Below are 23224 nucleotides of genomic sequence, written 5' to 3' on the forward strand. Positions count from 1 at the left end.
CCTCCTGTTCATTGAAAACCGGTGTTCTCGATCAACACCGCCAGACCTTGGCCGCCGCCTCCGCATAGCGAAGCGATACCACGCCGCGCACCGCGCCGCCTGAGCTCCAGCGCCAGCGTAAGCAACAGGCGAAAACCGGAGGCGCCGAGTGGATGACCAATCGCAATAGCGCCACCATTCACATTCACGACGTCCGCCGGCAAACCGAGCTCACGCGCGGACGCAATCGCCACCGACGCAAACGCCTCGTTGATCTCGTAGAGATCGATATCCGATACACGCAGGTTCTGCTTTTGCAGCAGCAGCCGGATCGCCGCCGCAGGTTTCAGATGCAATGTCGCGTCCGGGCCGGCCACCCAGCCCCAATCGACGATACGGGCCAGCGGTTGATTTCCTTGCCGCGCGACGACCGCTCCGCTGACGACGATCCCGGCGCTCGCACCATCGGACATCTGTGAAGCGTTGGCCGCGGTGATCGTGCCGTCCGGAGAAAAAGCAGGCTTCAGCGCGGCAATCGCGGCTAAGGAAGCATCGCCGCGAATGCCTTGATCCGACGACACACGCACGCCATCGCACACTATCGGCACGAGTTCGTTTTCCTCGCGAAACGCAACGCTCCTTGCCGCGCGCTGCTGTGACAGCATGGCCCATTCATCCTGCTCCTGCCGGCCAATACCGAGCGCGCGGTTGCACTGTTCCGACAAGTCGCCCATTGAAAGACCGGAGATCGCGCAACTCAGGCCATCGTTTTGCAAGGCACTGCGCAGCGGCGCGTCCGGTGGATCGAATTCACCCGGCGCCAGCCGCGCGGCGTGTGACATCGAATCGAATCCGCCCACCAGGTACTGGTTTCCTTCTCCACCGCGTATCCGCCGTGTTGCGTCGCACACTGCTTCAAGACTCGCGAGACATACGCTGTTGAGCGTGAGTGCCGGTGTGGACGGATCGACGCCGGCGCGCACCGCCGCAATGCGCGCTGGATTCTGTCCGAGCCCGGCCTGCACGACCACGCCGAACAGCGCCGCATCGGGCCGCGCCGCGCCAGGATGCCGCGCGATCATTTCACCGATCACGTGCTGCCCGAGTTGCAACGAATCGAGCGCGGCCAATGCGCCGCGATACTTTCCGAACGGAGTGCGCCGGCCATCCAGCAGATAGGCTTGTCGCGCATCGAGACTCATGCTTGGCTGCTCCCGGCTGTCGATTCAATGGCCCCTGACTGCAAGCGGAAGAACGGCAGGATGTGCTTGCCGACCTGCGTGCAACTCACCTGCACGAGTTGGCCGACCTTGACAGCCTCGGTGTCCGCACCGGTCATCTGACTCAGCATCGTGGGGCCCTCCTTGAGTTCGATCAGCGCGATTACATACGGCGCGGCCTCGGTCCACGCAAAGTGCCCCGGCCGGTGAATGACCGAAAAACTCTTGACGACGCCGTCACCACTGGCGCGTCGCCATGTTGTCCGCTCGCTCCAGCAATGCGGACAGAAGGCACGCGGATAAAAGAAGTATCGCGCGCATGCATCGCACTGCTGCAGCGCGAGTTCGCCTTCACGCGCCGCTGCCCAGAATGGCGCACTGATGCGGGTGGTGGTCGGGCCGGGAACGATCAGGCCTTCATAGGATTCGATCACGAGTCGGCTCCCAGAACGAGTGCGGTGGCTTCACTGACGGTCGCACCGTTGCCGGTGACAAGCGCCGTCTGAGCATTGGCGATCTGTCTCGCGCCCGCTTCGTGACGCAGTTGCCGGACCGCCTCGACGATATGCGTCATGCCGCCCGCCAGATCGGCCTGTCCGCAGCCAAGCTGGCCGCCGTGCGTGTTCAAGGGAAAATCGCCATCGTGGCCGAACGTGTGCCCGTCCATCCAGTGGCCAAACTGTCCGGGCGCGCAGAGGCCGGCGTCCTCGATCGTCAGCGCGACCATGATCGTGTAGCAATCGTAGAACGACAGCAGGCTCATCTCGGCGGCGCTCAGTCCGGCACGTGCCAAAGCATGTTGCATCGCGGGCTTCAACGGCCCCGAGGTCAGCGAAGGTGCCTGACTGATCGCACGATGCGTGAGTTTTTCGCCCGCGCCAAGCAGATGCACGGGGGGATGCTTCAGCGATTTCGCGCGTTCCGGACTGACAACCACCACCGCCGCGCCGCCTGCCACCGGCATGACGATCTCAAACAGATGCAGCGGACTGGCGATCACCGGCGACGCCAGCACTTCCTCGGGACTAGCCGGCTGGCCGTAGAAAATCGCGTCGGGATTGAGCTGCGCGTTCTGTCGGGCAAGCGATGCAATGCGTGCGAATTGCCACGGCGTAGAGCCGAATTCGGCCATGTGCCGCTGCATCGGCAACGCGTAGGAAATATTGGCGCCGGACGCGCCGAACGGCACATCAAACTCACGAATCGGATTGCGGTTCGGCGAGCGCGGCGGTTCCGCTTCGCGCACATTCGCGAGCACGCAAACCACGGCATCGCACATGCCGGCAGCTATCGCGGCTGCAGCACGCCATACCATGCCCGCACCGCTGGCGCCGCCCAGGTCCACCACATTCGACATACGCGGCTGCAAACCGAGATACTCGGCAACCGTGGCCGGCACATGCTGCGGCGTTTCACCAACCTGCGGGCCGACCAGCAGGCCGTCGATCGCGTCCTTATCCAGACCGGCATCGGCAACGGCGAGCCGGACCGCTTGCGCAATGAATTCGAGTGTCGTGGCGCCTTCCGTGCGCCGCACCGGTTTCAGTTCGCCGATGCCGGCGATGGCGCCCATCGATCGACGGTTCATGCGTGCTCCTCGATGCGCAGCGCTGCGTACTCGCCAAGGCAATCAGGATTGGCGAGCGAACCGAGGTTCTTTACTGGCTTACCGGCGACGACCGAGCGCGCCGCCCCTTCGACCCGCTTGCCGTTGATCGTATAAGGCACGGCGCTCACCTGATAAACATGCCGCGGTACGTGACGTGGCGAGGCCTTCTGCCGTACTTCGCTGCGCAGTTTTGCGACGAAGACCTCGTCCATTGCGTGGCCTTCTTTCATCACCACACAAAGTACGACTTCTTCGTCGTCAGGAATCGCGCGGCCGAACACGATGCAGTCCTGAATCTCCGGCTGCGCCTCGACGACCCGATAGATCTCCGCTGTGCCGATCCGCACGCCGCCGGGTTTGAGCGTGGTATCCGTGCGCCCGTAGATAATCACCGAGTCACGCGCCGTCTGCTCGGCCAGATCGCCATGCGTCCAGATACCTGGGCGTGCTTCGTAATAAGCCGCGTGGAAACGCGCGTCGCCATTGTCGCCCCAGAAGGTCAACGGCGCGCTCGGGAACGGCTCGGTGCAGACCAGATCGCCCTTGCGCCCGATTACCGACGCTCCGCGTTCATCGAGCACGTCGACCGCCATGCCGAGCCCCTTGCACGCAATTTCGCCACGCCGTACCGGGTGAAGCGGCGAGCCGAGCACGAAACAGCCGATGATCTCCGTGCCGCCCGAGATCGACGCAAACATCATGTCGTTGCTGACCGCCCGATAAAGCCAGTCGAACTGTTCCGCCGACACCGGCGCGCCGGCCGACAGCACACTGCGCAACGCGCTCAGGTCGTGCAGCCGGCCGGGTTCGTAGTACGCTTCGGCAAGCGAGGCAAGATAACGCGGACTGGTGCCGAAATGCGTGACCCTGGCTTTCTCAGCCACGCGCCACAACACACCATTGTCGAGACCATCTTCCCGTTTGACGATCGGCGCGCCGTCGTACAGCACCACGGCCGCGTGACTCGCCAGGCCTGAAATCACCCAGTGATACATCATCCAGGCCGTATTCGTGTACCAGCTCATCACGTCGCCCGGACGCACGTCGCAATGGAGCATGTGCTCCTTGCGGTGTTGCAGCAATACGCCACCCGTCGTGTGCACGATACCCTTCGGCAATCCGGTCGTGCCCGAGGTGAACATCACATACAGTGGATGCGCGAACGGCACACGTTCGAAGGTGAGCGTCGCGCCGGTGTCGTCGCACATGGCGTTCCAGGTCAGGCAGTCCACGCCGTGTGCCGCCAGTGGACCGGGTTCGTCGGCGGTCACCACCAGATGCTCGAGACCGGCGAGGCCCTTCATCACCAGCGCGAGGTTCTCGTCGAGTGTGAAGCGCTTGCCGTTATAGACATACGAACGCGCGGCGATCAGTACTTTCGGATTGACCTGACCCGCACGGTCGATGATGCCCGGCGCGCCGAAGTCCGGTGAACAGGACGCCCACACTGCGCCAAGCGAAGCCGTTGCGAGCAGCGCGACCAGGGCGTCGACGTTGTTCGGCAAAATGCCCGCGACGCAATCGCCACGCGCCACACCCAGCCGCTTCAACCCGGACTGCGCCCGCGCGACGAGCGCGCGCAGTTCGCCCATCGTGACGCGTCGCAAGCCGCCGTCTTCGCCGGCTTCGATCACGGCCAGACGCGTGTCGTCGCCACACAGCAGATTCTCGGCAAAATTGAGCGACGCCTGCGGATACCAGCGCGCGCCGAACATCTCGTTCTCGCCCGCGCGTTCAAGCGCGACCTCCCCGCGTTCGCCGATCACCCCGGTGAAGTCCCAAACCGCATTCCAGAAAGCGTCGAACTCGCTGATCGACCAGCGATGCAGCGTGGCGTAATCGGCAGGGTCGAAACCATAGGCTGTCGCGAAGCGCGCGAGGTTCGAGCCGGTCAGTTCGTCGTGCCCTGGCTGCCAGAGCGGCGCGGTATCGCTGTTCATACGTCTCCAAAGAATGTCTGCGATGACTTGAATGGTGTGTACGGCCGCGATCGCGCCACGGTTTTCTGGCCAAATATGGACCGACTGATCGGTACAATATGTTGCGCGAATCGCCCTGTCAAAACATTTTGCGCTGGGGTTTACGACAACCTGTAAGACGACCTGCCGAATCGCCCGGCTCGCGACGCATACGCATACGTCGTGAACCGGGCGACGCAAACGCGGATCGCTATGCCCCGGTGCGAGCGTGCGCCGTCACGTGGATCCTGCTGTACGCGGTGCTGTAAAGACACTTGTAGTACTCGAGCGGCAAATGGTCGCCCGTACGGCCAATCGACTCGATCGCGACCACCGCCTGGCCGTCCGACAGCTTCAGCAGCGCCGCCTGCTCCGCGGTGGGAACGGCCGCCTCGAACCAGCGCTCCGAAAAATCGATGCGCAAACCGTAGCGCTCGGACATCACGTCATAGGCGGAGACGTTGTCGGCGATCAGCGCCTCGAGACCCGGCACGCGATGTCCGGCCAGTACGAGCCAGGACAGCGCGGTCGGCACGTCGTCGACCGAGTAAAGACGGTAGAGCCGCAGCACGTCAGCGCCCGGCGGCAGCGCGAGCACCTCACGCTCGTGCTGCGTCGGCTTGTCGCGCGACATGGACAACACGTGCGTCGTGACCCGATGCCCGCGGCTGATTTCGCCGAACAGGCTCTCGTTCATCGAAGCGAACTCGACATCGGTCTTTCGTGGCGTGACGTAAATGCCCTGCCTCGGCACCTTGGTGATGAGCCCGGTTTTGACCATCGCGTCGAGCGCGAGCCGGACGATCGGCCGCGAGACGCCTAGCAATTCGCACAGGTTCTGCTCCGACGGCACACGTGCGTTCGGGCCGATGCCCGGATGACCGATGGCGGCCTCGAGCGTGTTCTTGACCTGCACCCAGAGCGGCAACGGACTGTCGCGATCGAGTGCGTGCGCATCGCGCAACAGGTCGTGGAGATCGATGTTTTCAGAGGTAACTGACATAACTGACCAAGATGGATTCGCTTCGATTATCCGGCATACGGAACAACCCTGAGCCCTGCAAAACCTGAAAAAAGCGTCTTGACTTTGCTCCGGTCACCGACCATTATTCTGGTTATAACCAGCTGGTACTAACCACGTCAAGCGCTGAATTCGATAAGCGCGGATTCATGGAGACACGCAATGCCCAAGCCTCGCTGCTTTTTCCGCTGTGGCGCCCTGCCGCGCCATCCGGGGCGAGTCCGTGTTGCGGGCGGCCGCTTTGCTACGTCCCCTGCGGTCCCGCAACAAGCACTCCGCGCCCAGTCTTAACCCGTCTCAATCCAGTAGATCGATAGCTTCCCGTTGCCACCGCAGGTCCGGCATTGAAGTGTGAATTGTCGATCTAATCTGTACCGTTCGGTCGGTACAAGTCTTCGTCGATGTCGACACGAGGAGATCATGAGCAGCATGCAAGTTGAAGCCGGACAGGCCGGCGGCATTGAAAACCACGCTTCCGGCTACCGGAGCCGATTCGCTCTCGACGGACAGATCGCGGTGGTCACCGGCGCAGCCAGCGGAATTGGTCTCGAATCCGCCCGTGCGTTGGCGCAATGCGGCGCACGCATCGTCCTGCTCGATCGCGATACACAAGCGCTGGAGCGTGCCGTTCAGACCTTGCGGGATGAACGACTCGCGGCGTCGGCGCATACCGTCGACGTCACCGACCCGGCCGCGCTGCAAAGCATTGCGGATCGGGTAGTCAGCGAGCACGGACAGGTCGACGTGCTGGTGAACAGCGCAGGCATCGCCCGCCTGAACGCGGCACTCGATACGCCGGATGAGGAATGGCGCCAGGTGATGGACATCAATGTGAACGGTCTTTTCTGGGCTTCCCGTGCGTTCGGCCGGCATATGGTCGCGCGCCGCTCGGGCAGCATCGTGAACCTCGGCTCCATGTCCGGAGTGATCGTCAACCGGCCGCAAACCGCGGCGTCCTATATGACCAGCAAGGGCGCCGTTCACATGCTGACCAAAGCACTGGCCACCGAGTGGGCGCGCGACAACGTCCGCGTGAACGCGCTGGCGCCAGGCTATATCGGCACGGAAATGACGCTTGCCATGCGCGCGCGCCCCGAACTCTTCGACGTCTGGATGGACATGACGCCAATGGCCCGCTGCGGCGAGCCGCGCGAAGTGGCCTCGGCAGTCGTCTTTCTCGCGTCTCCCGCCTCTTCGTATATGACGGGTTCCATCGTCCCGGTGGACGGTGGCTACACCTCCTGGTAATTCCGGCTAACAGGCACACTCCATGAACAGCAACGACATCCAGAAGCGCCAGGCAATCATCGACGCGTGCCGCCGCATGAACGCACTAGGCATCAACCAGGGCACGTCAGGCAACATCAGCGTGCGCGAAGACGAAGGCATGCTGATCACGCCGACCAGCATGCCCTACGAAACCATGACGCCCGAGGACATCGTATACATGACCCTGGACGGCGAATGCCAGGGCATCCGGCAGCCCTCGAGCGAATGGCGTTTCCATCTGGACATTCTGCTCGCGCGCCCCGACGTCAACGCGGTCGTGCATGCGCATCCGCCGTACAGCACGTCGCTGTCGATCCTCGAACAGCGCATTCCGCCGATCCACTATATGGTCGCCGTTGCAGGCGGCAGCGACATTCGTTGCGCGCCCTATGCAACGTTCGGCACAGACGAGCTCTCGGCCAACGCGGTTGCCGCGCTGCAGGACCGCAAGGCCTGTTTGCTCGCGCATCACGGCATGATCGCCACCGGCACGTCGCTGGATAAGGCGATGTGGCTGGCCGTCGAAGTGGAAACGCTCGCCCGCCAGTATCTGACCTGCCTGCAGATCGCCGAGCCGCCGTTGCTGTCGGAGCAGGAAATCGAAAGGGTCATTTCGAGGATGGCGAACTATGGCCATCAGGATTAGCTGTCGAAACAAAGTGCCGAATCAAACGTCACACGTTAGAAAGAAGCTGTCAAACCCCGGCCTCGATCCGTTGTTAAGCAGGCCACAAGACATGTTCACACAATCAGGAGACAGGCATGAAAACTATTAAGGCCGCCGCACGACGCACGCCCGGTGCCTTGCGCATTGCTTCATTCGCGACACTGCTCGCTCTTGCGTCCGGCCTGCTTGCTCAGGCAGCCCACGCGGAGCCCTCGCTCGCGGGCAAGCGCATTGGCGTATCCATTACGGGCACCGATCACTACTGGGACCTGATGGCGTTTCGCGGCGTGCAGGACGAAATCAAGCGCCTGGGCGGCACGGCCATTGCACTCGATGCCGGCCGCAAGGATCAGACGCAGATCGCCCAACTGCAAACCCTGATCGCGCAGAAGCCGGATGCGATCGTGGAGATTCTCGGCAATGTCAGCGTGCTGAATCCGTGGCTCGCCAAGATCCGCGCGGCGAACATTCCGCTCTTCACCGTCGACACCGCGACGCCCTATTCGCTGAACGTCACCACCTCGAACAACTATTCGCTGGGCTCGGAGGTCGCGCTGCAAATGGTCTCGGATATGGGCGGCAAGGGCAACGTACTGGTGTTCAACGGTTTCTACAGCGTGCCGGTCTGCAAGATCCGCTATGACCAGATGAAATATGTGCTGAGCGCGTACCCCGATGTGAAGATCATCGAGCCTGAATTGCGCGACGTGATTCCGAACACCGTTCAAAGCGCGTACTCGAACGTGACGGACATGCTGACCAAGTATCCGGCGAAGGGCTCCATCAACGCGATCTGGGCCTGCTGGGACGTGCCGCAGATCGGTGCGACGCAAGCGGTTCAGGCGGCCAAACGCAACGAGGTGCGCACCTACGCGATCGACGGCAGCCCGGATGTGATCAAGATGGTTGCCGATCCGAATTCGCCGGCGGGCGCGGTGGGCGCTCAACGGCCATATGAAATCGGCCGCGCGTCGGCCATGAATGTCGCCAAATACCTGTCTGGGCAAAAGGTGCCGCCGTTCACGTTCGTACCGTCCGTTCTCGTCAGCAAGGAGAATGCAGCAACGACGTCCAAGCCGCTGCTCGACGACGCCGCCAAGGTCGGCGCGAAGTAAGCGCGAGAAGCCGCGCCGGACCTCTGTCATCTCATGCGCGCCGCTGTATGGCGCAAACGCATCTGCGATGTCCGGCGCCGCCCTCGCGGCCACGCGATTTAAGGAGGAAGTATGCGCACAGGCGAACAGCGCATTGCCATTTCAATGAAAAACATCGGGAAACGGTTCGGCGCCGTGCAGGCGCTCGACGACGCGAATCTCGAAGTGGCGTGCGGAACGGTTCACGGTTTGGTGGGCCAGAACGGCGCCGGCAAGTCGACGATCATCAAGGTACTGGCCGGCATCGTCACGCCGGACAGCGGCAGTATCGAGATCATGGGCGAGCCGGTCGGCCGCCTGAGCCCGGCAAGTGTCGAACGGCTCGGGGTCCACTTCATCCACCAGGACCGCTTGCTGGTGCCCACGGCCACCATTGGCGAGGCCGTTTTCCTGTGCCATGAGCCACGCTCGGGCATCTTCATCAGCCGGCGTGCGATGGACCGCCGCGCCGCCGAACTGCTGAAGACGTACTTCGATCTGGAACTCGATTCGGGCCTGCTCGTGCAGGATCTGACCACGGCCCAGCAAAAGATCGTTCAGATCACCCGCGCACTCGCTCAGCAAGCCCGCGTGCTGGTGCTCGACGAACCCACGGCCGCGCTCGTCAAGCGCGAAGTGGACAGTCTCTTCACCGTGTTGCGCCGATTGCGCGATGACGGCATCGCGGTGATTTTCATCTCGCACTACATGCAGGAAATCGAATCGCTGTGCGATACCGTCACCGTGATGCGCAACGGCACGGACGTCGGCGTCGTCTCGCCCAAACAGACCCCGATGGACGACATCATCTCGATGATGATCGCCCGGGACGTCGGCGAAATGTTCCCGCCGCGCGAGTGCGAGATTGGCGCACCCATGCTCGAGGTCGCGAACCTCACGCGCGAAGGCAGCTTTTCCGGCATCAGCCTGAACGTGCGGCGCGGCGAGATCGTGGGCCTGACCGGTCTGCTCGGCTCCGGCGCGAAAGACATCGTGCAGTGCCTGTTCGGCCTGAAGCAACCGGATAGCGGCACGATCAGCGTGGCGGGCAAACCGGTCACGCTCGCCTCGCCGATGCAGGCCGTGAGCCACGGCATCGCCATGCTGCCGGAGGACCGCCGCGCGCACGGCGTCGCGCTCGGTCTTTCGGTACGGGAGAACGTCAGTCTCGCCAGCCTCGGCCGCTACAGCCAGTTCGGTTTCATGCGGCGTGGCAGCGAGCGCTCCATCGTCGCGGATCTGATCCGCGAGCTGTCGATCAAAACGCCGGGCGGCGAAGCGCTGGTGCGCAACCTCTCGGGCGGCAACCAGCAGAAGGTTGCGATCGCCAAGTGGCTGAGCTGCCAGTCCAAGGTATATGTGCTGGACGAGCCCACCGTCGCCGTGGATGTCGCCGCGAAAGTCGAGATCTACACGCTGCTGAACCGGCTCGCCGGGGAAGGCGCGGCCATCCTGATGCTGTCATCCGATCTGCTCGAGCTCTCCGATTTCTGCGACCGCGTGCTGGTGGTGTATCGCGGCGCGCTCGTCGGTGAATACAGTGGCGCGCGGCTCGATAGCGATCATCTGCTGGCGGCATCGTCGGGCGCTCAGCTTAGCGAAGGAGCCACCGTATGAGCGCCATTCACCGTCCTCTCGTGCGCGATCCGGTCACCACCAGTACCAACGCCAGCGACGCCAGCATGGCAACGCCGAGCCGCGCTCGCCGCCGCTCGATCGGCGCGTTCGCGATCCGCATCGGCGCGGTCGCGACGTTCGCCCTGATCCTGCTCTACTTCGCCGTACTCGCGCCGGGATTTCTGATGCCCGGCAACCTGATCAACATCGTCGAGCAGTCCGCAATTCTCGGTGTGATGGCGTTCGGCATGTCGGTCGTCATCATTGCGGGCGGTTCGAACGTGACCGAAGGCGGCATCGACCTCTCCATCGCCGCGAACATGGGGGTTTGCGCGGCCGTGTTCGCCAAGCTCCTGACGCTCGGTTATTCGGACGGCACCGCCGTGCTCGCGGTCATTGCGGTAGGCCTCGCGATCGGCGCGCTCAATGCCGTGGCGGTGGTATGGCTCGGCATCCTGCCCTTACTCGCCACGCTCGCGGTCATGAACATCGCGGCGGGTGTCGAACTGACGGTCACGCAGAACACCGTGCTGAGCGTCACGTCGCCGCTCATCACGGCAATGAGCACATGGTCGCTATTCGGCATTTCCGCGCTGGCGTGGGTTCTCATCGCCGTCTCGCTGTTCATGATCGCGCTGGTCCACTTTACGAGCTTCGGCTTGCGCCTCTACGCAGTGGGCGGGCATCCGGAGGCGGCACGTGCCGCGGGTATCGGCGTATCGCGCTACGTGATGTTCTCGTACCTGTTCAGTGGCCTGAGCGCGGCGATCGCCAGCGTGCTCATGGTCTCGCGGCTGAGTTCGAGCACCCCCGGATCAGGCGACATGCTGCTGAGCGTGCTGGCCGCCGCGCTGCTCGGCACCGTGTTCTCGCGCCGCTTCGTGCCGACCATCGGCGGCACGATCCTGAGCGTGCTGTTCATCGGCTGCCTCGCGAACGGCTTCCAGCTGCTCAACGTTTCAAGCTACTGGGTCAACGGGGTTCAGGGCGCGTTGATCCTGCTGGTAGTCGCCACGACATCTTTCGCCCGCAAACCGGAGAGCGGCCAATGAGCACAACGCCTACCCCGGCGGACACCCCGTCCCGCCACGCGCAGCAGGTGCGCAGCCTGCTCGGCAATTACGCGCTGCTATTCGTGTTCATCGCGATCTGCATCGTATTTTCGATTGTCACGCCGACGTTCCTCGACCCGGCGAATCTGTTCAACGTGCTCGTGAACAATGTCGTGCTGCTTGCGATCGTCGCGCTCGGCCTGACGCTTGTTGTGTCGTCCGGCGGCATCGACCTGTCGGTCGGCGTTGCCGTGGATCTGGCGAGCATGGTGTTCGTGATGCTGCTCGCGGCAGGCTACGGCAGCGCCGTCGGAGTCGCAGCGGCCCTGGGCGCGGCGGCGGTTGTCGGTCTGATCAATGCGGTGCTGATCACGCGTTTCAAGATCAGCCCGTTTCTCGCGACGCTCGGCATGCTGTTCATCGGCCAGAGCACACAACAGCTCGCCACGGCGGGCGGTCAGCCGATCTACCTGATCACCGGCGAACCCGCGCGCCAGTTCGATCAGATCGCGCGGACGGCGTTGCTGCATGTACCGACGCCGGTCTGGGTGCTGCTCGTCTGCGCAATCGTCGTCTTTCTCGTTCTGCACCGCTCGGTGTTCGGACGGCAGATCGTCGCGCTCGGTGTGCAACCTGGCGTGGCGCGGTATTCGGGTATCCGCGTCGCCCGTCAGCTCTCGTGGGTCTACGTGGCCTGTGCGCTGCTCGCGGGCATCACCGGCATCCTGCTGTCAGCCACCGTCAAATCGTATGTGCCGCTGTCCGGCAACGCGTTCCTGCTCGACGCAATCGGCGCGACATTCATAGGCACCACGCTGAGCCAGGAGCGCCGCCCGAGCGTGATCGGCACCCTGCTCGGTGTCCTGATGCTCGCCGCCATGAAAAACGGCTTGCTGCTGGTGGGATGGAACTTCTACTGGCAGCAGGTTGGAATCGGCATTCTGGTTTTCGTCGTGCTCGCGGCCAGTTTCGCGATGCGTCGCCGCTCACACTAAATATAAGAGGATAGACAGTGACCACTTTCGATGTCAGTTCAATCGGCTTTCACGTCCTCGACGTGCTCGGCCGCCCTGTCACCGCGATTCCACCTGGCGGCCGCGCGGCGTTCATCGACGAAATCTGCATGACGGTGGCCGGTACGGCCGGCGCCACGGCGGTTGCGTGCGCGATACTCGGCGTCAAGACACGCTCCGTGACCACCGTCGGCGACGACGACATGGGGGGCTTCCTCGTGTCGAAGATGCAGAACTACGGCGTCGAATGCTCGCTCGTCAAACGCACGTCGGCGGTGCAAACGTCCGCGACGATTCTGCCGGTGCGGCCCAATGGCGAGCGGCCCGCCCTTCACGTACCCGGCAGCGCGACCGTGTTCGAAGTCGCGCCAGGCGATCTCGACGCCGCGCTCGACGCACGCATCATTCATGTGGGCGGCACCGGCCTGCTGAAGGCGTTCGACGGCGAGCCGACCGTCGCGTTACTACGTCGTGCGAAGGAACTGGGGCGGATTACCACGTTCGATCTGATTCAGGCGAATCCGGAGACGATCGCGCTCGTCGAACCGTGCCTGCCCTACCTCGACTATTTTGTGCCGAGTATCGACGAAGCCTCTGAAATGGCCGGCACGACCAGCGTGCCGGCGGTCGCCGATTTCTTCCTCTCGCGCGGCGTCAAGAACTGCATCCTGACCTTGGGCGCGCATGGCGTCTACGTCGCGTCCGAACACGGACGCGTGTTCCATCTGCCGGCGTTCGAGGTGCCCGTCTCCGATACGACGGGGTGCGGCGACAGCTTTACTGCGGGGATCATCGTTGGACTCATCAAAGGGTGGTCGCTCGAAGAATGCGCAAGGTTCGCCTCGGCTGTCGCGGCCAAGGTTGCGATGGGACTCGGCTCGCAAGGCAAGCTCAAATCGTTCGACGACACCATGGCGGCCATGACGTCGCTGCCCGTGCGTCATGACACGCCAATGGCAACTCACCAACTCTGATCGATAGAGACATCACATGCAAAATACCCAGGAACGCCGTGTCGCATTTGTCACCGGGGCAAGCCGTGGAATTGGCCAGGCCGTCGCCGTTGGTCTGGCGCAGGCCGGCTACGACGTCGTGATCACCGACCTCGCACGTCAGGAGGCCGATCTGCGCAAGACCGCCAGCCTGATTACCGGTCTCGATCGCAAGGCATATACGTACTTTGCCGACGTCAGCAAAAAAGACGAGGTCGACGCCACGGTGCAAGCCGCATTGCGCGACGCGGGCCGCATTGACGTGCTCGTGAATAACGCCGGCATCCTCAAACTGTCCCTGCTTCAGGACCTCGACGAAGCGACCTGGGACGCTCATTTCGACGTCAACGTAAAAGGCGTGCTGCTGATGTGCCAGGCGGTGGTGCCGCATATGCGCGCGCGCAAATCCGGACGCGTGATCAACATCGCTTCGATCGCCGGCCGCCAGGGCGTGGCCAACCAGGGCCATTACGCGGCCACCAAATCGGCCGTCATTACGCTGACCCGCGTGCTCGCGCAGGAGGCCGGCATGGACGGCGTCACCGTGAATGCAATCTGTCCGGGGATCATCCTGACCGAGATGGGCCGCAACAACCTGGGCAGCGACGAAGCCGTCAGGCACTGGGAAGAAGTCGCTGCGTTGAAACGTCTCGGCACGCCCGAAGACATCGTCGGGCCGGTGTGCTTTTTCGCCTCCGAGCAGTCGGCATTCGTCACCGGCCAGGCGCTCAACGTCTGCGGCGGCATCTATTTTCACTGAGCGTTCGGCGCGCGGCCCGAGCGTCGCGCGTCTCGAACCTGGAGGCGTCACATGAACAGGACAGACAGTTTCTATATCAACGGCGAGTGGGTTGCCCCGTTAGGGGACGACCGGTTTCAGCTGATCGATCCCGCCACGGAGCAGCCGATTGGCAGCCTGGCAATGGGTAACGCTGAAGACGCCGGGCGCGCGGTCGCCGCGGCCAGGGGAGCGTTCGGCAACTGGGCCGCGACTTCGCGCGACGAACGCAAGCGCCTGCTGAGCCGCCTGCTCGATCTGTACAACGCGGCATCCGACGAAATGGCCGAACTGATGACCGCTGAAATGGGCGTCGCCAGCAGCTTCTCCCGCAACGCGCAGATCGCACTTGGCCGCGCGCATCTGGAAACGGCGATCCGCGTGCTCGACGAATTCGCGTTCAACGAACAACGCGGCGATACCTTGTTGAGCCGCGAGCCGATCGGGGTCTGCGCGCTCATCACGCCGTGGAACTGGCCAATGAATCAGTTGGTCGTCAAGGTCGCGCCGGCGCTCGCGGCGGGCTGCACGATGGTTGTCAAACCCAGTGAGTTTTCGCCGCTCAGCGCACTGCGCTTTACGCAGATGGTGCACGAGGCGGGCTTCCCGCCCGGCGTCTTCAATGTGCTGCACGGCGACGGTGCGATCGTCGGCGATGCGCTCGCGAGACATCCGGACGTCGACATGGTGTCGATCACAGGTTCAACGCGCGCGGGCGTGGCCGTGGCGATAGCGGCGGCCGATACGGTAAAGCGCGTGCATCAGGAGCTCGGCGGCAAATCGGCCAACATCATTTTCGCGGACGCCGATTTCGAGCGCGCTGTCGCGCATGGCGTGCGGGCAAGCTACCTGAACTGCGGCCAGTCGTGCAGCGCCCCGACCCGCATGCTCGTCCCCAAAGACATGATGCAGCACGCGGCGCGGATAGCCGCCCGCGAAGCCGAAGCGATCCGTACCGGCGCGCCGGGGCAGCCGGACACGGAGCTGGGACCCGTGGTCAACGCGCGCCAATATCAGCATATTCAAGGGTTGATTGAAAGCGGCATCAAGGAGGGCGCCACGCTGGTCGCAGGCGGACCGGGCCGTCCTGCTGGTCTGCAGCAAGGCTATTTCGTGCGTCCCACCGTGTTCGCCGACGTGCTGCCGGACATGCGTATCGCACGCGAGGAAATCTTCGGCCCGGTGCTGTCCATCATCGGCTTCAGCGACGAAGAAGACGCGATCCGCATCGCCAACGACAGCATCTATGGACTGGCCGGCTACGTGCAGACCGCTGACACGGATAAGGCCCGCCGCGTTGCCGCGCGGCTGCGCGTGGGGAACGTCTACATCAACGAGGCGCCATGGGATGCCGGGGCGCCTTTCGGCGGCTACAAACAGTCGGGCAATGGCCGGGAGCATGCGGAGTTCGGGTTGAGCGACTACCTGGAGTTGAAGGCGACAGCAGGGTATTAGTCCACCGCGGGCCGCCCGGGAGCAGCGTTCAGATGAATATGCCGACACAGATTCGCGGGAAGACATCACGCCCCGTAGAGAACCATGACGAACTCTGCGCCCGCGACCGGGCCTTGCTGGTCGACGCCCTCGAGGCCCTGCTGCGGGAACGCTTGCGCGCTGTCGAGACCATTCGCGAGGTCGGCAGCGATCGCACCCGTGGCGCGTTTATTCACGACGACTTCGGTGTTGCCGATATCCTGCGTCTGGCGCGCATGCTCGACCGGCACGCCAGGCTTTGAAAAACGAAGAACAACCGGCCGCGCTAGCGCTGCCAGTTTTGATCTTCGCATCCCGTCACGAGTGCATCGAGCAGGTGACGCACCGCCGGAACCATGCCGCGCCGCGTGGGGAAAATCGCATGTACCAGGCCCGGCGTAGTTGTCAGCTCCGGCAGCAGATGCTGCAGCCGGCCAGCCTGAATATCGGCTTCGACCAGTTCTCTCGGCAGCAAGGCCACGCCGACGCCTGATAGCGCCGCGACCCGAAGGCTGGCCAGGTCGTCGGTTGCGAGGCGCGGCCGATGCGCCCATGAGGTCACGCTCCCTTCGGCGTCGACCAGATTCCAGACAAATCGCTCGCTGCTGCTCGCCATGGAAAGCGTGGGCCATCCTTTCACGGATTCGATCGAGTTGGGCGCCGGATGGCGCGCCGCCAGTTCGGGACTGGCAACCAGAATGTGGATCGACAAACCCAGCTGGCGGACGGCGAGATCGGTGTTCTCCAGCGGCGGAAGCCTGACCCGGATGGCAAAGTCCAAGCCTTCCTCGACGACATCCACGCGCCGGTTGGTTGCATCCAGCAGGACCTGAACATCGGGGTTGTTCTCGATGTAGCGCGCGATGATCCTGGAGATGCCGGACTCCAGCAAGGCCACGGGGCAGGCAATGCGGACGGTGCCCTGCGGCCTCGCGCGCGTGCGGTCCACGATATCTTTGGCGGCCTGTGCTTCGGCCACCATGGCGAGGCAATGCTGGTGGAACTGCCGCCCGGTTTCCGTCAGCGACAGGCTCCGGCTCGTGCGATTAAGCAGGCGGACGCCAAGTTCTTCTTCCAGGGCACGAATGCGCCGGCTGAGTTTCGAGGTCTGCAGGCCGAGGCTGCGTGCGGCCGCCGTGTAGCTTCCATGTTCGACCACTTCCGAGAAGAGCCGAAGATCGTTGAGATCCGTGATTGCGTTCATGGACAGCCCTCCACTCCTTCCGATTGTTCTATTCAGAGCAATGATGCGTTCCAATCCAGCATCTATGCGCGCCTTCGTTGCAAATATAGCATTCGTCTCATGGCTTGTACCAGTGCCGAATCCGGCAGGTGACACAGGCAACCAGCGTCGCATTCGCGATGACGGAAAACGGAGGCGGAGATGCTCACACACAGGCGTTGGGAATCATTGGATAAGGGAAATCTTGGCTGGCTGCGCGCGAAACACCATTTCGCGGTCAGCGCCGACGGCAATCCCGCGCACGCCGCATTGGGCCCCCTGATCGTCTGGAACGACGACGAGATCGCCATTGGCAGCGGTTTCCCCATGCACGGTCACCGTGACATGGAAATCATCACCTATGTACGCCAGGGCCTGCTCGGACACCGGGACACTTTGGGATCCGAAGGAACGATCCACACGGGCGACGTCCAGGTCATGAGCGCCGGCACGGGCATCCGCCACGCCGAATTCAACCGCGGAGAAGTGCCGCTCAAGCTTTACCAGATCTGGCTCCTGCCGCGCAAAGCTGGCGGTGAACCCGCATGGGGTACCAAGCCGTTTCCGAAAAGCGACCGCTCCGGGCGTTTCGTCGTCCTTGCGAGTGGGTTCGACGGCGATGAAGGTGCGCTTCCTATTCGTGCCAATGCGCGTGTACTGGGCGCAATGCTGAAGGCCGGCGAAAGCGTTCGACACGAGCTGGATTCGGCGCGCCACACCTACCTCGTCGTGGCCTCAGGACGCATCGAAGTGAACGGCGAGCCGGTTGGGCCGCTGGACGGCGTCGCAATTACGAAGCTCGCTGCAATGCAGATTTCCGCTCTTGAAGATTCCGAGCTGGTGATGGTGGACGCCGGCTAACTCCCTTTCTTGTCATCCACCTCCGTAATTTCATTTCTGGAGATTGTCATGGAACGTTTTAAATTTCTTCCGTTGTTGGGCCGCATTCTGATTGGTGCGCCGTTTGTCATGAGCGGGCTGGGCAAGCTCGCAGCATATGGAGCGACGGTTGGCTACATCGCGGCCATGGGGCTGCCCGTTCCGCCACTTGCGTTCGTTCTTGCCGTACTGACCGAGTTGGGTGGTGGTCTGCTGCTGATCTCGGGCTACCGGGCTCGCGCCGTGTCGCTGGGCATGGCGGTGTTCTGTGTGGTCACGGCAATGTTCTTCCACCACAACTTCGCCGATCAAAACCAGATGATTCACTTCCTCAAGAACGTGATGATGGCTGGCGGCCTCCTGCAAATCACCTGGTTCGGTGCCGGCGCTTTCAGCCTGGACGCACTTTCGGGTCGGGTCGCTTTGCGTGTTTCGCCCCTGAAGGCGGGCTAAACGATGGACTCGTCGAGGTGATTGCTTGCCCGATACGGCAGGCGATCATCTCGTTCTGATGTTTCTCTGTTGTCGCTGTATCAGTGGGAGTCAACACCATGTCTTTCGAAACAATCCCGTCGAGCGCCCCATCGCAACGCTACGCAGAAGATGGCGCATTGCCCGATATGCCAGCTAGTGCCCCACCCTCTGCGCCACGGCGGGCCGGGAGAGCAATCGTCACGCGGACCGCGGGTCGGCAACACGGCCCTGTGAAACGTCTCGTCAGCCCGTCCGACCTTGGAGAGGTGCTGAAACCTTTTGTCTTTCTCGACTATTTCGACAGCACGGTGGAAGCCGGCATGCGCTTTTCCATGCATCCTCATTCCGGGCTCGCCACGACAACCGTGCTGCTGGAAGGTGAGGTCGACTACGAAGACACGACGGGTGCCTCTGGCATCATGCCGGCCGGCAGCGTCGAGTGGATGAATGCGGGTAAAGGTGTGTGGCATGACGGTCAGGCCAGAGGCGATGGGCCGGTGCGCGGCTATCAGCTGTGGGTCGCGTTGCCGCCTGAGCTCGAACTGGGCGCAGCCTTTAGCCAGTATTTGTCTGTGAGCGAAGTCCCTCAGACCGGTCCAGCCCGTATTATCCTGGGCCGTTATGAAAACGCCGCTAGCCCGGTTCCGTCACCCGCAGGCATCAACTATCTGCTCGTGCGGCTTTCGGCTGGCGAGCAGTGGCAGTACACGCCGCCGGCCGGCCACAACGTCGCCTGGCTCGGCATTCAACGCGGCGTGCTGCGCATCGCCGGTGAATCGATCGCCAACGAGCTGGTCGTGTTTGACGAATCCGAAAACGTTCTGGCGTTCACAGCCGAAGAAGATTCGGAATTCGTCCTTGGTTCCGCGGTTGCCCATCCGCACGATCTCGTGCTTGGCTATTACTCGGTACATACGTCAGCAGAAGCGTTGCGTGCAGGGGAAGCCCGGATCGTGGAGATTGGGGCACAGCTGCGCCGCCGTGGCCGCATTGGATGATTTCGCAAAACGGCTTCGGCACGATACGAACACGCTATCGGGAAACTCTCATGCACAACGTCCAGGTTGGTCACGCAGCCATTCCGGCGATCGGGTTCGGCACTTACGGAATGAGTGCCGCCGAGATCTATCGAATGATTCCCGCGGCCCTTCATGCCGGTTTCCGTCATATCGACACCGCGCAAATCTAGACAGGCAGCCGCATTGTCGATCCCCCCGGACTCGCCCCGCTATGGGACGGTAATTGAAGCGGCTGGAAACGAGCTCATCCTCTTCACTCCTGAATGGATTCCGCGTCGATGATCGTGGGCCCCTCCTGGGCGGCATTCAACTCAATTGCAAGCTTCTCGCGATCAAGACTGCCTTCCCAGGCCGACACGACGATCGTCGCCACGCCGTTGCCGACGATGTTGGTGAGCGCCCGGCACTCGGACATGAAGCGGTCGATGCCGAGGATCAGCACCATCGCGCTAACGGGCACGGTCGGAACCGCGGAGAGGCTCGCGGCCAGCGTGATGAAGCCCGCGCCCGTCACGCCGGTCGAGCCTTTCGACGTCAGCATCGTCACCAGCAACAACGTGATTTCCTGTGCGATCGTGAGATGCGTATTGGTGGCCTGCGCGAGGAACAACACGGCTAGCGTCATGTAGATGTTGGTGCCGTCGAGATTGAACGAGTAGCCCGTCGGTACAACGAGCCCGACAATGCCGCGCGGACAGCCCAGCCGTTCGAGTTTGTCCATCAGTTGCGGCAACGCGGCCTCCGAGGTCGACGTGCCAAGCACGATCAGCAGTTCATCGCGGATATAGGCGAGAAAGCGCCAGAGGCTGAAGCCGCACAGTCGCGCGATGAGCCCGAGCACGATCGCGACGAACAGGAACGAGGTCAGATAGAACGTACCGATCAGCTTGAGCATCGGCAGCAGCGACGCGATGCCGTAGCGGCCGATCGTGAACGCCATCGCGCCGAACGCGCCGATGGGCGCGAGACTCGTGATCATGCGCACAATGCGGAAGAACGCCTTCGACAGGGACTCGATCAGCCCCGTCACGGGCGCGGCCGTCTCGCCCATCAGCGCGAGCGCGGTACCGAACAGCATCGCGATGAGCAGCACGGGCAGGATGTCGCCTTGCACGAGTGCGCCGAGGAAGGTTTCGGGCACCACGTGCATGATGAAACCGACGATGCCGTCACCATGCGTAGCCTGCTGCGCATAGCTGGCCACGGCGCTGGCGTCGAGCGTCGCCGGATCGACATTGAATCCCTTGCCGGGCGCGAGCACTCGTGCGGCGAGTAAGCCGATCGCCAGTGCGAACGTCGACGCGACTTCGAAATACAGCAGCGCCTTGCCGCCGACGCGCCCAACCTTCTTCATGTCCTGCATCCCCGCGATACCGGTGACGACGGTGCAGAAGATCACCGGGCCGATAATCATGCGCACGAGTTTGATGAACAGATCGCCGAGCGGTTTGAACGCGATTGCTGCGTGCGGCGCAAAGTGACCGAGCACCACGCCCGCGGCGATGGCGAACAGCACCTGTACGTACAGAATGGTGTAGAAAGGTTTGCGGTGGCTCATGATGCCTCCCGCGAACGATAGTGGGCGTGGGGGTGGTTCATGATGCCTCCCGCAGGGCCGCCCCAAGGGAGGCATCGGCCCCCTTGGGGGGCAGCGAACGATAGTGAGTGTGGGGGTGGTTCATTAGTCTCCTCCGTTTTTTTCGGGGCAAAGCGAGTCCGCTCCCTTCTCTTTTCGGAAGGGAATCGGAATATCAGATGGAATCAGGGGCAGCCGACGCGCTTCGCATGACAGCGCGACGGCCTGGCGGTCATATCACCTGTGCCCAGGGATGTCGCGCGAAGTGCTCGCGTTCGAACGCTTCGATGTCGGCAACGCAAGCCAGGGTGAGATCGACGGTGTCCATACCTTCGATCACCATGCGTTTGTGCCGCGCACCGATGGGATACGCGAACTGCTGTCCCGATGCGGACGTCACCGTCTGCCGCTCCAGATCGATCGAGAGCTCAGTGCCAGGCGCCTCGATCGCGTCGCGTAACAGCGTGTCGATCACCGCGCGCTCCAGTTGCACGAGCAGCAGCCTGTTGTTCATCGCGTTCGAATAGAAAATCTCCGCGAAGCTCGGCGCGATCACGACCTGAAAGCCATACTGCTGCAAGCCCCACACCGCATGTTCGCGACTCGATCCGCAGCCGAAGTTGGCGCCGCCAATCAGGATGCGCGCATTCGCGTAGCCGGGCTGGTTAAGCACGCAGTCGGCGCGCGGCGCACCGTGTTCGTCGAAACGCAGGTCGTAGAGCAGTCCATCCGCAAGACCGGCCTTGTCGATAATGCGCAGAAACTGCTTGGGCATGATCTGGTCGGTATCGAGGTTGTCGATCGGCAGCGGCACAGCGCTGCCTTCGATACTCATCAGTCGCGTCATGGTGTTTGTGCCTCCAGAGTGCGGACGTCGGTGATGCAGCCGGTCAGTGCAGCCGCAGCCGCCATCGCCGGACTCATCAGATGCGTGCGGCCGCCGCGCCCCTGGCGGCCTTCGAAATTGCGGTTCGTCGTCGAAGCGCAGCGTTCACCGGCTTCGAGCACGTCGTCGTTCATCGCGAGGCACATCGAGCAACCCGGCTCCCGCCATTCGAAACCCGCGTCGATCAGCGTCTGCGCGATGCCCTCCTGTTCGGCGACGCGGCGCACGCTTCCCGAACCCGGCACCACCATGGCGCGCACGCCGCTAGCGACATGCTTGCCTCGCACGAGGGTGGCGACCGTGCGCAAATCCTCGATACGCCCGTTGGTGCACGAGCCGATGAACACGCGGTCGATGCGCATGCCCGCCAGCGGCTGATGCGCGGACAGCCCCATGTAATCGAGCGCGCGGCGCAGCGATGCCGCGGCTTCGGGTGTCGATTGCATGGATTCGCCGGGAATGGGCTGATCGATCGCGACGGCCTGGTCGGGACTCGTTCCCCAGGTGACGAACGGTGCGATGTCGTGCGCGTCGAAACTGTACTCGGCGTCGAAACTGGCATCGGCGTCGGAGTACAGGTCGCGCCAGTCGTCGAGTGCGTCCTGCCAGCGCGCTTCGTCGAGCGAGGGCGCATGGGCGCGCACGTAGTCGAAGCTCGTCTGGTCGGGCGCGATCAGCGCGGCGCGCGCGCCCGCTTCGACGGTCATGTTGCATAAGGTCATGCGCGCCTCGGCGGAAAGCGACGCAATGGTCGACCCGCCGAACTCGACCGCATAGCCACGCGCGCCCTGGGCGCCGATACGGCTGATGAGCCAGATGACCAGATCCTTCGACGACGTGCCGTACGGCAGCGCGCCGTCGATCGTGATGCGCATGGTCAGCGCCACCCGGTAGACGAGCGTTTGCGTCGCCAGCACATGCTCGACTTCCGAGGTGCCGATACCGAAGCCCAGCGCGCCGAGCGCGCCATACGTCGTGGTGTGGCTGTCGCCGCACAGCACGACCATGCCCGGTCGGATCAGTCCGAGTTCCGGCGCGACGATGTGCTCGATGCCCTGCAGCGGGTCGTTCGCAGCGAACAGCCGGATGCCCGCGCGCTCGCAGTTGCGTGCAAGGTTTTGTGCCTGCAGCAACGACGCGGCGTCGCGAATCACACGCGGCGACTCGGCGTGCGTAGGAATGATATGGCTCACGACAGCCATCTGCTGACGCGGCCGGCGTACCGTCCGCCCGCGCGCGTCGAGCGCGCTGAAGGCTTGTGGACTGGTGTACTCGTTCATCAGATGGAGATCGACGTACAGCAGCACGTTCTGTTCGTCGATTCGCGACACGAGGTGCGAATCGACGAGCTTCTGATAGAGGGTTCGTTTCGACATGACGTTCATCC

The 23224-nt window shown here is 63.1% G+C and carries 23 protein-coding genes; 14 read left to right on the forward strand and 9 right to left on the reverse strand.

Features of this window, described 5'->3' with window-relative positions:
- Positions 1–8: 8 nt before the first annotated feature.
- The 5 genes from BCY88_RS18005 to BCY88_RS18025 form a co-directional block, all read right to left on the reverse strand.
- Positions 9–1181, reverse strand: a complete 1173-nt coding sequence (locus BCY88_RS18005) for a thiolase family protein (protein ID WP_120345576.1) — start codon at positions 1179–1181, stop codon at positions 9–11.
- Entirely contained in the window at positions 1178–1633 is a 456-nt protein-coding gene (locus BCY88_RS18010) for a Zn-ribbon domain-containing OB-fold protein (RefSeq protein WP_120345577.1), read from the reverse strand. The genes BCY88_RS18005 and BCY88_RS18010 overlap by 4 nt, the downstream gene beginning before the upstream one ends.
- Positions 1630–2787: a thiolase family protein gene (locus BCY88_RS18015; RefSeq protein WP_120345578.1), complete on the reverse strand. Its 1158-nt coding sequence runs from the start codon at positions 2785–2787 to the stop codon at positions 1630–1632. The genes BCY88_RS18010 and BCY88_RS18015 overlap by 4 nt, the downstream gene beginning before the upstream one ends.
- On the reverse strand, positions 2784–4748 hold the full coding sequence (locus BCY88_RS18020) for an acetoacetate--CoA ligase (RefSeq protein WP_120345579.1): 1965 nt from the start codon (positions 4746–4748) through the stop codon (positions 2784–2786). Before BCY88_RS18020 ends, BCY88_RS18015 begins: the two co-directional genes overlap by 4 nt.
- A 229-nt stretch (positions 4749–4977) precedes the next feature.
- Positions 4978–5769, reverse strand: a complete 792-nt coding sequence (locus tag BCY88_RS18025; protein WP_120345580.1) for a GntR family transcriptional regulator — start codon at positions 5767–5769, stop codon at positions 4978–4980.
- Between the two features lie 438 nt (positions 5770–6207).
- Between BCY88_RS18025 and BCY88_RS18030 the strand changes: the two genes are divergently transcribed.
- The 10 genes from BCY88_RS18030 (at position 6208) to BCY88_RS39555 (ending at position 16044) form a co-directional block, all read left to right on the forward strand.
- Positions 6208–7035 carry an SDR family NAD(P)-dependent oxidoreductase gene (locus tag BCY88_RS18030; RefSeq protein ID WP_259461440.1) on the forward strand — a complete coding sequence of 276 codons (828 nt, stop codon included), beginning with the start codon at positions 6208–6210 and terminating at the stop codon, positions 7033–7035.
- 22 nt (positions 7036–7057) lie between these two features.
- Positions 7058–7702 carry an L-fuculose-phosphate aldolase gene (locus BCY88_RS18035; RefSeq protein ID WP_120345581.1) on the forward strand — a complete coding sequence of 215 codons (645 nt, stop codon included), beginning with the start codon at positions 7058–7060 and terminating at the stop codon, positions 7700–7702.
- Positions 7703–7818: 116 nt separating this feature from the next.
- Positions 7819–8838, forward strand: coding sequence for a sugar ABC transporter substrate-binding protein (locus tag BCY88_RS18040; protein WP_120345582.1), 1020 nt, complete (start codon positions 7819–7821; stop codon positions 8836–8838).
- 111 nt (positions 8839–8949) lie between these two features.
- Positions 8950–10473, forward strand: coding sequence for a sugar ABC transporter ATP-binding protein (locus tag BCY88_RS18045; RefSeq protein WP_220669674.1), 1524 nt, complete (start codon positions 8950–8952; stop codon positions 10471–10473).
- Positions 10470–11525 (forward strand): ABC transporter permease, encoded by a 1056-nt coding sequence (locus BCY88_RS18050; protein ID WP_120345583.1) that lies wholly within the window; start codon positions 10470–10472, stop codon positions 11523–11525. Before BCY88_RS18045 ends, BCY88_RS18050 begins: the two co-directional genes overlap by 4 nt.
- Complete coding sequence (locus BCY88_RS18055) at positions 11522–12520, forward strand: ABC transporter permease (RefSeq protein ID WP_120345584.1); 999 nt, start codon at positions 11522–11524, stop codon at positions 12518–12520. The genes BCY88_RS18050 and BCY88_RS18055 overlap by 4 nt, the downstream gene beginning before the upstream one ends.
- A 17-nt stretch (positions 12521–12537) precedes the next feature.
- A complete protein-coding gene (locus tag BCY88_RS18060) occupies positions 12538–13512 on the forward strand; it encodes a carbohydrate kinase family protein (RefSeq protein WP_120345585.1) in 975 nt (324 codons plus the stop codon).
- A 16-nt stretch (positions 13513–13528) separates the two neighbouring features.
- Positions 13529–14290 (forward strand): SDR family NAD(P)-dependent oxidoreductase, encoded by a 762-nt coding sequence (locus BCY88_RS18065; protein WP_120345586.1) that lies wholly within the window; start codon positions 13529–13531, stop codon positions 14288–14290.
- Between the two features lie 51 nt (positions 14291–14341).
- Complete coding sequence (locus BCY88_RS18070) at positions 14342–15763, forward strand: aldehyde dehydrogenase family protein (protein WP_120345587.1); 1422 nt, start codon at positions 14342–14344, stop codon at positions 15761–15763.
- Between the two features lie 32 nt (positions 15764–15795).
- Positions 15796–16044: a hypothetical protein gene (locus BCY88_RS39555; RefSeq protein ID WP_147408524.1), complete on the forward strand. Its 249-nt coding sequence runs from the start codon at positions 15796–15798 to the stop codon at positions 16042–16044.
- Positions 16045–16067: 23 nt separating this feature from the next.
- Here BCY88_RS39555 and BCY88_RS18080 read toward each other — a convergent pair whose 3' ends face one another.
- On the reverse strand, positions 16068–16985 hold the full coding sequence (locus BCY88_RS18080) for a LysR substrate-binding domain-containing protein (RefSeq protein WP_120345589.1): 918 nt from the start codon (positions 16983–16985) through the stop codon (positions 16068–16070).
- Between the two features lie 180 nt (positions 16986–17165).
- On the opposite strand from BCY88_RS18080, the gene BCY88_RS18085 reads away from it, so the two are divergent.
- The 4 genes from BCY88_RS18085 to BCY88_RS39865 all read left to right on the forward strand — a co-directional run bounded on the left by BCY88_RS18085 (position 17166) and on the right by BCY88_RS39865 (position 19545).
- Positions 17166–17864 carry a pirin family protein gene (locus tag BCY88_RS18085; RefSeq protein ID WP_120345590.1) on the forward strand — a complete coding sequence of 233 codons (699 nt, stop codon included), beginning with the start codon at positions 17166–17168 and terminating at the stop codon, positions 17862–17864.
- A gap of 48 nt (positions 17865–17912) precedes the next feature.
- Positions 17913–18335, forward strand: coding sequence for a DoxX family protein (locus tag BCY88_RS18090; protein WP_120345591.1), 423 nt, complete (start codon positions 17913–17915; stop codon positions 18333–18335).
- A gap of 251 nt (positions 18336–18586) precedes the next feature.
- Complete coding sequence (locus BCY88_RS18095) at positions 18587–19354, forward strand: pirin family protein (protein ID WP_259461441.1); 768 nt, start codon at positions 18587–18589, stop codon at positions 19352–19354.
- A gap of 50 nt (positions 19355–19404) precedes the next feature.
- Entirely contained in the window at positions 19405–19545 is a 141-nt protein-coding gene (locus BCY88_RS39865; RefSeq protein WP_183081393.1) for a hypothetical protein, read from the forward strand.
- 83 nt (positions 19546–19628) lie between these two features.
- Here the strand turns inward: BCY88_RS39865 and BCY88_RS18105 are convergent, their stop codons facing one another.
- From BCY88_RS18105 to leuC, 3 genes are all read right to left on the reverse strand, one after another.
- Positions 19629–20933: a dicarboxylate/amino acid:cation symporter gene (locus tag BCY88_RS18105; protein WP_120345594.1), complete on the reverse strand. Its 1305-nt coding sequence runs from the start codon at positions 20931–20933 to the stop codon at positions 19629–19631.
- 250 nt (positions 20934–21183) lie between these two features.
- Positions 21184–21798, reverse strand: coding sequence for a 3-isopropylmalate dehydratase small subunit (gene leuD / locus BCY88_RS18110; protein ID WP_120345595.1), 615 nt, complete (start codon positions 21796–21798; stop codon positions 21184–21186).
- Positions 21795–23213, reverse strand: coding sequence for a 3-isopropylmalate dehydratase large subunit (gene leuC / locus BCY88_RS18115; protein ID WP_120345643.1), 1419 nt, complete (start codon positions 23211–23213; stop codon positions 21795–21797). The genes leuD and leuC overlap by 4 nt, the downstream gene beginning before the upstream one ends.
- Between the last annotated feature and the right edge of the window lie 11 nt (positions 23214–23224).

The organism is Paraburkholderia fungorum, assembly GCF_003610895.1.
In the GTDB taxonomy this organism is placed as follows: Bacteria; Pseudomonadota; Gammaproteobacteria; order Burkholderiales; family Burkholderiaceae; genus Paraburkholderia; species Paraburkholderia fungorum_B.